The sequence below is a fragment of the Mesorhizobium sp. M1A.F.Ca.IN.020.03.2.1 genome (assembly GCF_004023205.1).
GTDB lineage: Bacteria > Pseudomonadota > Alphaproteobacteria > Rhizobiales > Rhizobiaceae > Mesorhizobium.
Genome location: NZ_RZSV01000027.1, coordinates 26915 through 36577 on the forward strand (window position 1 = coordinate 26915; position 9663 = coordinate 36577).

General features: G+C 64.5%; 8 protein-coding genes. 6 read left to right on the plus strand and 2 right to left on the minus strand.

Annotation, left to right across the window (positions count from 1 at the left end; translation table 11 throughout):
* Positions 1–327: 327 nt before the first annotated feature.
* The 3 genes from EOA79_RS07145 to EOA79_RS07155 all read left to right on the plus strand — a co-directional run bounded on the left by EOA79_RS07145 (position 328) and on the right by EOA79_RS07155 (position 3903).
* A complete protein-coding gene (locus EOA79_RS07145; RefSeq protein WP_164748288.1) occupies positions 328–2364 on the plus strand; it encodes a nucleoside-diphosphate sugar epimerase/dehydratase in 2037 nt (678 codons plus the stop codon).
* A gap of 87 nt (positions 2365–2451) precedes the next feature.
* Positions 2452–3363, plus strand: coding sequence for a glycosyltransferase family 2 protein (locus EOA79_RS07150; RefSeq protein WP_245322291.1), 912 nt, complete (start codon positions 2452–2454; stop codon positions 3361–3363).
* A gap of 45 nt (positions 3364–3408) precedes the next feature.
* Positions 3409–3903 carry a sugar transferase gene (locus tag EOA79_RS07155; RefSeq protein WP_095823923.1) on the plus strand — a complete coding sequence of 165 codons (495 nt, stop codon included), beginning with the start codon at positions 3409–3411 and terminating at the stop codon, positions 3901–3903.
* On the opposite strand, the gene EOA79_RS07160 is transcribed toward EOA79_RS07155, so the two are convergent.
* Entirely contained in the window at positions 3891–4826 is a 936-nt protein-coding gene (locus EOA79_RS07160; protein WP_095823922.1) for an NAD-dependent epimerase/dehydratase family protein, read from the minus strand. The genes EOA79_RS07155 and EOA79_RS07160 overlap by 13 nt on opposite strands.
* Positions 4823–6112: an O-antigen ligase gene (locus tag EOA79_RS07165; RefSeq protein WP_095823764.1), complete on the minus strand. Its 1290-nt coding sequence runs from the start codon at positions 6110–6112 to the stop codon at positions 4823–4825. The genes EOA79_RS07160 and EOA79_RS07165 overlap by 4 nt, the downstream gene beginning before the upstream one ends.
* 455 nt (positions 6113–6567) lie before the next feature.
* Between EOA79_RS07165 and cysD the strand changes: the two genes are divergently transcribed.
* The 3 genes from cysD to EOA79_RS07180 form a co-directional block, all read left to right on the plus strand.
* A complete protein-coding gene (cysD, locus tag EOA79_RS07170) occupies positions 6568–7473 on the plus strand; it encodes a sulfate adenylyltransferase subunit CysD (RefSeq protein WP_066997810.1) in 906 nt (301 codons plus the stop codon).
* A 2-nt stretch (positions 7474–7475) separates the two neighbouring features.
* Positions 7476–9413, plus strand: coding sequence for a sulfate adenylyltransferase subunit CysN (cysN, locus tag EOA79_RS07175; RefSeq protein ID WP_164748287.1), 1938 nt, complete (start codon positions 7476–7478; stop codon positions 9411–9413).
* 10 nt (positions 9414–9423) lie between these two features.
* Positions 9424–9663, plus strand: a 240-nt coding sequence (locus tag EOA79_RS07180; protein WP_281060256.1) for an inositol monophosphatase family protein, incomplete at its 3' end; no start/stop codon positions are given.

Consider the following 9663-nt stretch of genomic DNA (forward strand, 5'->3'; position numbering starts at 1 on the left):
TGCCTGAAACACGCTGTCTGAAGTCGACGTCCTGCATTGCTGACTCTCCAATCTAGTCTGCCTTCAGCAGTGGAGCGTCCCGCCCAGAATCCGACTGCATGCCACCCAGCGACACATCTATTTTGCCGCAACGCGACAGGCAACATGTGAATCGATTCTTCGTGGGCGAGTAGAACAGGAAAAAACCCCTAGCTCTCCCCCCAAGTCCGCGCTAATGCGATAACAGGGTGACGGGGTTGGGGATTTGCAATCTGGAGTGGCGGCGGACGGTGTTCTGTCCCGCGCCGCTCTGATAGTATTCCCGCGCCTGGAGTTCAGTACTACCCAATGACCGCCTATGTAGAAGCCGTATCGGGCCTGCGACCGAAGATGCGGCGCGCCATCATCATGGTCCAGGACCTCGTCATGGTCCTGATCGCGGTGGCGCTCAGCCTCACGCTCTCGCAGTCGCGGCTTTCCTTCGATGCGTTCTCCTCCGGCGGGCTGGCCTGCTGGGCGCTGATCGTGCTCCTTGCCCATCTCCTGTTTCGCACCTGCGGCCTCTACAGCACCGTCTGGCGCTTTGCCTCAACGCCCGACTTTTTCAACATCCTGAAGGGCTGCGGCAGCCTGACGGTGGTTCTCTATCTGGCCTCGATTGCCTTCCGCTCCTTTTTCCAGCCGGTCGCCGGCCTCAACGAGCGCCAGTTCATCGTCTTCTTCCTGGTCTCCTTCACCATCATTTCGGCACCCAGGCTCTACTATCGTTTCCTGCGCGACGGTGCGTCCTGGCGCATCCTGCGCCGCGCCGCCGGCGATGCGTCGATCAAGCAGGCGCTGTTCATCGGCCGGCTGAGCGAGGCCGACGTGATCGTCCGCTTCACCCGCACGGCGGTGCCGGCCGAATATGCCATCGCCGGCATCATGGCCACGGAGGCCGGCGCGCCGCTCGGCACGCAGATCCAGGGCGTTCCGGTCGTGGCGCTGCGGCCGCGTCTGGTCGAGGTGCTGGAAGAGTATGTCAAGGGCACGGAAAACCTCGACCTCCTGATCTTCGGCAAGGGGGTCGAGCGCGAGATCGAGGACTATGCCGAGCTGGTGCGCGTCGCCCGCCATAGCGGCATCGCCGTCGTCCAGTTCTCCGGTCTTTCGGAGCTGGGGCAGGGCGGCAAGCTGGTTCTCGATGCCGTCGAGATGGAAACCATCATGCGCCGTTCGGCGGTCGCCACCGACATCGCGCGCATCGGCGCCTTCGTCGGCGGCAAGCGCGTGCTGGTCACCGGCGGAGCCGGCTCCATCGGCCGTGTGCTGGTCAAGCGCGCGCTGGAGCTCGGCGCCGAGGCGGTGCTGGTGGCCGACAATTCCGAGTTCGGCATCTTCCAGCTCGATCAGATCATCGACGAGAAAGACCGCGGCCGGCTGGCCAGCCGCATCGTCGATGTCACCGACCGGCCGCACATGATGCGCCTCGTCAGCGAGTTCAAACCCGCCATCATCTTTCACGCCGCGGCGCTGAAGCATGTGCCGCTGCTGGAAGAGAACTGGGAAGCGGCGATCGAAACGAATGTCTTCGGCACGCTCGCCTGCGCCGAGGTCGCGGCCGAATGCGGGGTGCCGCAGTTCCTGCTGATTTCCAGCGACAAGGCCGTCGACCCGAGCTCGATGCTTGGCGTCACCAAGCGCGCGGCCGAACAGATCGTCTCCTCGCTGCATGAAACGCACGCCGCACCGTCGCCTTTCCCTGCCGGCGGGCTGAACGGCCGCCATGCCGGCGTCCCAACTGTGCGTCGTCCCGGCACCAAATTCATCGCCGTGCGCTTCGGCAACGTCTTCGGCTCCAACGGCTCGGTGGCGACCATCTTCCAGGCGCAGATCGAGGCCGGCGGGCCGGTCACCATCACCGACCGGCGCATGACGCGCTATTTCATGACAGTGGCCGAGGCGGTCGATCTCGTCATCATGTCGGCCGCCGATGCCGAGCGGCGCCAGGGCAGGGACGACTATGCCATCTACATGCTGGACATGGGCGAGCCCGTGCCGATCCTCGAAGTCGCCGAAACCATGATCCGCATGGCCGGCAAAAGCCCCTATACCGACATTCCGATCCGCTTCACCGGCATCAGGCCCGGCGAGAAGCTGCACGAGGCGCTGCATGGCGAAGGCGAGGAGGTCGTCAAGCTCGACATCGCCAAGATCTTCGGCCTCAGGACCGACGTCGTCGAGTGGCGGAGGATCGAGGCCGCGCTGCCGGCGCTGGTGGCCGCCATACGGGACCAGGACAAGGCCGCGGCCCTCGCGATCCTGGCCGGGCTCAACCGGGCAGGGCAAGGCATTGGCGGCGCGCCCCAGCGGGCGGTGCCGAAAGCGGCCGGACAGATCAGTTAGCCCTGTGCCGCCCTCCCGCAATTGGCTATTGAAGCCTGTTCGAATGCCCTGCGGGGTTCTGAAGCAGTGACCGGAAAAGATCAGCGCGTGGCCGTTCTCATGGGCACGAGGGATGGCGCCGCCTTTATCGGCGAACAGTTGCAATCCTTGCTCGCCCAATCATGGCCCCATGTCGATCTCTGGGTTTCCGACGACGGCTCGACGGACGCCACGCTCGCGATCATTGAGGCGTGGCGGTCCCGCTGGAACAAGGGCTCCCTTGCGCTGGTGCAGGGCCCGCGAAACGGCTTCGCCGCCAACTTCCGCTCGATGATCATCGATCCGCGCGTCGATGCCGATTACTACGCCTTTTGCGACCAGGACGATGTCTGGGAGCCGGACCGGCTGGAGAGCGCCATTCGCTGGATGGAGACACAGGATATGGCAATGCCGCTGCTGTTCTGCTCGCGCACGGCGACCATTTCGGAGACCGGCGTCCCGGCCGGCCATTCGCCGCTGTTCCGCCGCCTGCCATCCTTCCGCAACGCCCTGGTGCAGAGCATCGCCGGCGGCAACACCATGCTCTTCAACCGCGCGGCGCGCGACCTCCTGGCGAAGGCATCGGCAAGAACCGAATTCGTCAGCCATGACTGGTGGGCCTATCTCGTCGTCACCGCCGCCGGCGGCAAGGTCCGTTACGAGCCGCGGCCGCTGGTCAGATACCGGCAGCACGGGGCGAATCTGGTTGGCGCCAACATCTCGTGGAAGGCGAGGCTTTCGAGGCTCGGGCGGCTGTTCCAGGGCCAGTTCGCCACCTGGACGGACAGCAATCTCAGAGGCCTTGCCGTCAACCGCGACCTCGTCACACGCGATGCAGCACGCTGCCTTCGCCTGTTCATCAGGGCGCGCAAGGGCAGTGCTCTCAGGCGCTTCAGCCTGCTCGGCAAAAGCGGCGTCTACCGGCAGACCCTGATGGGCACGCTCGGCCTCTACCTTGCCTTTCTTTGGCGGCGGATCTGAGCCGTGACGGCAAAGCGGGCTTTCGACCTGACCATCGCGGCCGTCATGCTGGCGGTTACGTCTCCCGTTGTGCTGATCGCCATGCTGGCGGTCAGGGCGACGTCGTCCGGACCGGCCATCTTTTCGCAGCCGCGCGTCGGGCGCGGCGGCGCTGTCTTTGCCTGCCACAAGCTGCGCACCATGCATCGCAACACCCCGTCCTTGCCAACGCACGAGGCGCCTGCCGGGTCGGTCACCGCGGTGGGCAGGGTGCTGCGCTCGACCAAGATCGACGAGCTGCCGCAGCTCTGGAACGTGCTCAAGGGCGAGATGAGCCTTGTCGGTCCCCGTCCATGCCTGCCGACGCAAACGGAGCTGATCGGCCACCGGCAGCGGCTGGGCGTGCTTTCGGCGCTTCCGGGCATCACCGGGCTGGCGCAGATCAAGGGCATCGACATGTCCGACCCGAAACTCTGCGCCGAGATCGACGCTGCCTATCTGAAGGCCGCTTCGATCGGCCTCGACCTCAGGATATTGCTGGGGACATTCTACCGGGCCTGAGCGGCCTTTTCTCGCGCCAGTTCCTCAAGCCGGCCGAGCGTAGCGGTTTCCGGCATCCAACCTTCCGCGGCCAGCAGCGACGGATCGCAGATCTGGGTCGCGGTCAAGGCTTGCCATGATGGCTGCCTGCCGAGCAGCCTTGCCGCCAGCCGCAGCGGCATCGCAGGCATGGGAACAAGCCGCGGCGGACGGCCGAAACCACGCCGGAACGCGGCGATGATTTCTGACATCGCCAGCGGAGCTGCGTTGCCCGCGACATAGGCCGGGTGGAGCGGTCCCGGACGGCTGACAAGGTGCAGTACCGCGCCCGCCGCCGTGTCGGACGCGATCAGCGAGCGCACACCCGCCAGCACGCCGGCCGGCAGCGGCAGGGCGGTGTCGGCAAGCCGCATCAGCGATGCCATGTTGCCCCTCATGCTCTCCCCATAGACGGGCGGCAGGCGCAGTGCCGTGGCATCCGGGCGTCCGGCGTAAGCCTCGATCAGCCTGATCTCGCCTTCGCGTTTGGATCGGCCATAGGCGCATTGCGGGGCAGGGGCCATCGCCTCGTTGATCGTGCCGCTGAAGCCGGGACCGGCCACGGCCCGGATCGAGGAGAGATAGATGAAGCGCCCGCCGCAACGTGCGGCCGCGGCCTTGGCCAGGCGCGCGGTCAGCGTCGCATTGACGGCCTGATAGTCGGCGTCGCTGGCGTTCCGATCGTTGTTCAGCGCCGCGCAGTGGACGACATGGCTCACGCCGCGCATCAGTGTCAGGAAGGCATCGTCCGGCGCATCGGCGCCAGGCAGCGCAAAGACCTCGCCCGCAGCCTGCAGCCGTTCTGGCCGTCGGGACGCAATGCGTATGTCGAAGCCGGCCTGACGCAGCCGGCCGGTCACCTGGCGTCCGATCAGCCCCGTCGCCCCGGTGACCAGGACCTTCATGTTCGCCGGCCGGCGGCCGAAGGAATGGCTGCGCTCTTGCCGGTCGGCGGCACCGTTCGTCCGCAAGCCAGATAGGTTCCCGAAACCAGGAACACCATCAGCGTCGAATCGAGAAGGTCCTGGCCGACCAGGATACCGGTCAGCCCGCCTATGAGATAGGTGACGACCGTGACGATGATCATCGTTGCGCCGAACCGTTCCGCTGGGCCGGCGCTGCGGCGCAGCGCCCTTGCCGCGTTCCAGGCCGCGACGACGAAGATCGCCGCCAAGGCGAACGCCCCTAGCAAACCGGCCTGCACCGCCGCGGTCAGAAAACCGTTGTGGTAATGGTTGTAGCCTGCGTCCATGCCGAATTGATCGTGAAAACCCTGTTTCATCAGCGCCCGGCTGCCTGTGATGCCATGTCCGAAAATCGGAGCCTCGTGAAACGCCTTCGTGCCGATCTCCCACATCGCCACCCGCAGCCCAAGCGCCGTCGTATGGTCGTTCTTGGTGGTGAGCGCATCCAAGTCGCTGAAAAGGAAGTCAGCGCGATTGGCAATGACGGGAAACGCGATCGCGGCGAGCAGCAGGCAGGCGCCGCCGGCAATCAGCGCAATGCGCGCGAGTTTCAACCCGCTGAGCCGGCGCCGGTTGATCGAGAGCACGGCGATGCCCGCCAGCAGCAGCGCCAGCCAGATGATGCGGGAGCCCGAATAAAGCACCGCCAAGCTGCCCGACAGCGCAGCGAGAGTCAGCAGCTTCCAGCGCTTTTCGATCCCCGACAGCGCGCCTGCGAGGCTCATCGCCGCGGCCAGGCAGGTCACCGTCGCGAATACGATGGCATTCCCGGCACCGCCTTCGGCCCTGGTGCCGATCCAGTAATACTGAACGACGGCGAGCAGCAGCGCGCCGAAACATGCCGCGGCGCTCGCCAGCACGACGATGCGTACAAGCACGGTCTTTTCCGTGATGCTCCAGGTCGAATAGGAGATCGGAAAGAAGAGGAAAGTGATCAGCGGCAGGAACAACCGCAGATCCGCCGCCAGCGTGCCGTTGACGATCGAAGCAAGGACGATGGCCGCGCAATAGGCACAGATCGCCACCGTCATGGCAAGCATCGACCGGTCGATGTTGAACCGCCGCCGTCTGATGGCGAGCAGAAATACGGACCAGAGCGCGCCGCCGTTGAAAACGAAGCTGACCACCGATCCCAGCACGGGCGGCGAGAAGAAGCAGACGATCGAGAAATAGATGTTGATCTGTGTCGGCGTGAGATGCCGCCGAAGCGATGTAAACGGGTTCAATGCCTTGCTTCGCAATCTTCCAGGTTGTGCGCAGACCCGCCGGGGTACCGAACAATTGGCTTTGACCGATCCCGTTCTGCCGCGCCTCGCCTGCTCCCGCGCCGGTATAGCGGCTGGCTCCGATCTCCGATAGGGCGACCGAAGGATGTCCAGCCAAAAAATCGGCGGCGTGGACGAAAGCTCTTGGAAGTCAACCTAGCCGATCGAAGCAAATAGGTTTGTTCGGCCCCTTTCAATTGCTCGGCTTGTCTGGGAGAATTTTCCGACTTATCAAGCTCACTTGGAAAATTCATTCCCAAAGCGCTGTGCCCGGCGCGGGTCTTGCATTGTTATGGGCGATGGCGATCTGCTAGAACGCCCGCGACAAGTGTCCAGGGCTTGACGGGCTGTTTTAGCAAACCGCGCCAATCGCCTGCTGCAAGGCCTGGCCGGCACGAAAGAACGCTCAATAGCTTATGAATATCGCGCTCACCCATCTGCAGCGGCTAGAGGCCGAATCCATCCACATCTTCCGTGAGGTTGCGGCCTCTTTCGCCAAGCCGGTGATGCTGTATTCGGTCGGCAAGGATTCCTCGGTGCTGATGCATCTGGCGATGAAGGCCTTCTATCCCGCCAAGCCGCCATTTCCCTTCCTGCATGTCGACACGACCTGGAAGTTCCGTGAGATGATCGCCTTTCGCGATCAGATGGCGCAGAAGCTCGGCTTCGACCTGCTTGTTCATGTCAACGAAGACGGCGTGCGCGACGGCATCAACCCCTTCGATCACGGCTCGAACACCCACACCCATGTCATGAAGACGGTGGCGCTGCGCCAGGCGCTCGACAAATACGGCTTCGACGCGGCCTTCGGCGGCGCCCGTCGCGACGAGGAGAAGTCGCGCGCCAAGGAGCGCATATTTTCCTTCCGCAATGCCCAGCATGCCTGGGATCCCAAGAACCAGCGGCCGGAAATGTGGAAGATCTTCAACACCCGGATCGCGCCGGGCGAATCGATCCGCGTCTTTCCCCTGTCCAACTGGACCGAGCTCGACATCTGGCAGTACATCCTGCAGGAGAACATCCCGATCGTGCCGCTCTATTTCGCCAAGGAGCGGCCGGTCGTCGAACGCGACGGCATGCTCATCATGAAGGACGATGACCGCATGCAACTGCGCCCCGGCGAGAAGATCGAGAACCGTCTCGTGCGCTTCCGCACGCTGGGCTGCTATCCGCTGACGGGCGCCATAGAATCGGATGCCGACACGCTCGAAGCCATCGTCGGCGAGATGCTGACCGCCCGCACCTCCGAGCGCCAGGGCCGCCTCATCGACCGCGACGAGGCAGGTTCCATGGAAAAGAAGAAGCGCGAGGGGTATTTCTGAGCATGCGCCACATCCTGGCCAAGAGCCTCGCCCCGACCGATTCGATCCGCGACTACATGGCCGCGCAGGAGAAGAAATCGCTGCTGCGCTTTCTCACCTGCGGCTCGGTCGACGACGGCAAGTCGACGCTGATCGGCCGGCTGCTGTCCGATACCAAGCAGATTTTCGAGGACCAGCTCGCCGCGTTGGAGAACGATTCTCGCAAGCACGGCACCACCGGCGACGACATCGACTTCGCGCTGCTCGTCGACGGGCTGGAGGCCGAGCGCGAGCAGGGCATCACAATCGACGTCGCCTACCGCTTCTTCGCCACCCCGAAGCGCAAGTTCATCGTCGCCGACACGCCCGGCCATGAGCAATACACGCGCAACATGGCGACGGGCGCTTCGACCGCCGACCTCGCCATCGTGCTGATCGATGCGCGCCAGGGCGTGCTGCGCCAGACCCGGCGCCATTCGATCATCGCCTCGCTGCTCGGCATCCGCCACATCGTCCTTGCCGTCAACAAGATCGACCTCGTCGGCTTCGACAAGACCGTGTTCGACCGGATCGTCGCCGACTACGGCGAATTCGCGCAAAGCCTGGGCTTCAACAGTATCGTGCCGATTCCGATGTCGGCGCGCTTCGGCGACAATGTCACCAGCCGCTCGGAGCGAACGCCCTGGTATTCCGGGCCGTCGCTTATCGAGCATCTGGAAACCGTGTCTGTCGACGAGGCGGCGATCGAATTGCCGTTCCGCTTCCCCGTCCAGTATGTGAACCGTCCCAATCTCGATTTTCGCGGCTTTGCCGGAACCATTGCATCCGGTTCCGTTTCCAAAGGCGACGAGGTCGTGGTCGCCAAGTCGGGCAGGGCCTCCCGGGTCAAGCGCATCGTCGCGCATGGCGGCGACCTTGAGCAGGCTGTTGCCGGCCAGGCCATCACGCTCGTCCTCGAGGACGAGGTCGAGGTTTCGCGCGGCAACATGCTGGTATCGCCGGCCGCACGTCCGCAGGTCGCCGACCAGTTCGCCGCCAATCTGGTCTGGTTCGACGAGCAGGCCCTGCTGCCCGGCCGGTCCTATATCCTGCGCACCGAAACCGATCAGGTGAGCGCGACCGTCACCGATCTGAAATACCGCGTCAACGTCAACGATTTCGCGCATGAAGCGGCGAAGTCCCTCGACCTCAACGAGGTCGGGGTGTGCAACCTGTCGACCCGGGCGCCGATCGCCTTCGATCCCTTCGCCGAGAACCGCACGACCGGCGCCTTCATCCTGATCGACCGCATCAGCAACGCCACCGTCGGCGCCGGGATGATCCTGCATTCGCTGCGCCGCGCCGAGAACATCCATTGGCAATCGCTCGACGTCGGCAAGCGCGGCCGCTCTGACCTCAAGAACCAGCGCCCGGCGGTGTTCTGGTTCACCGGTCTGTCCGGTTCCGGCAAGTCGACCATCGCAAATCTTTTCGAGAGGAAGCTGTTCGCGTCCGGCCGCCACACCTACATCCTCGACGGCGACAATGTCCGCCACGGCCTCAACCGCGATCTCGGCTTCACCGACGCGGATCGGGTCGAAAACATCCGCCGCGTCGCCGAAGTGGCCAAGCTGATGGCCGATGCGGGCCTGATCGTCATCGTCTCGTTCATCTCGCCCTTCAGCGCCGAGCGGCGCATGGCGCGCGAGCTGATGGGCGAGGGGGAATTCGTAGAGGTGTTCGTCGACACGCCGTTCGAGGAATGCGCCCGCCGCGACCCGAAGGGCCTTTACGCCCGCGCCTTGAGCGGCGAGATCAAGAACTTCACCGGCGTCGATTCTCCCTACGAGACGCCGGAGAACCCCGAGATCCACCTCGAGACTCTCGGCAGGACGCCCGAGGAGATGGCGGAAGCCCTGGAACACTGGCTGACGGAGCGCGACGTTGCCGAAGAGCAGTATGACGATGGCGGCGGCATCTGACGACGCGGCAATGCTTGGCGTGTTCGAGCGCCTCGCGCTCGATGCCGGCCGCGCGGTGATGCGCGTTTTCCACGAAGGCTGCGCCGTCGACAGCAAGTCCGACTCTTCGCCGGTGACGGAAGCCGATCGCGAAAGCGAAAAGATTATCCTGGCCGGCCTGCGCGCCGCTTATCCGGACATCCCTTGCGTCGCCGAGGAGGAGGTTGCGGCGGGTATTGCCACGCCCGACCTCGACTGTGCCTTCTTCCTC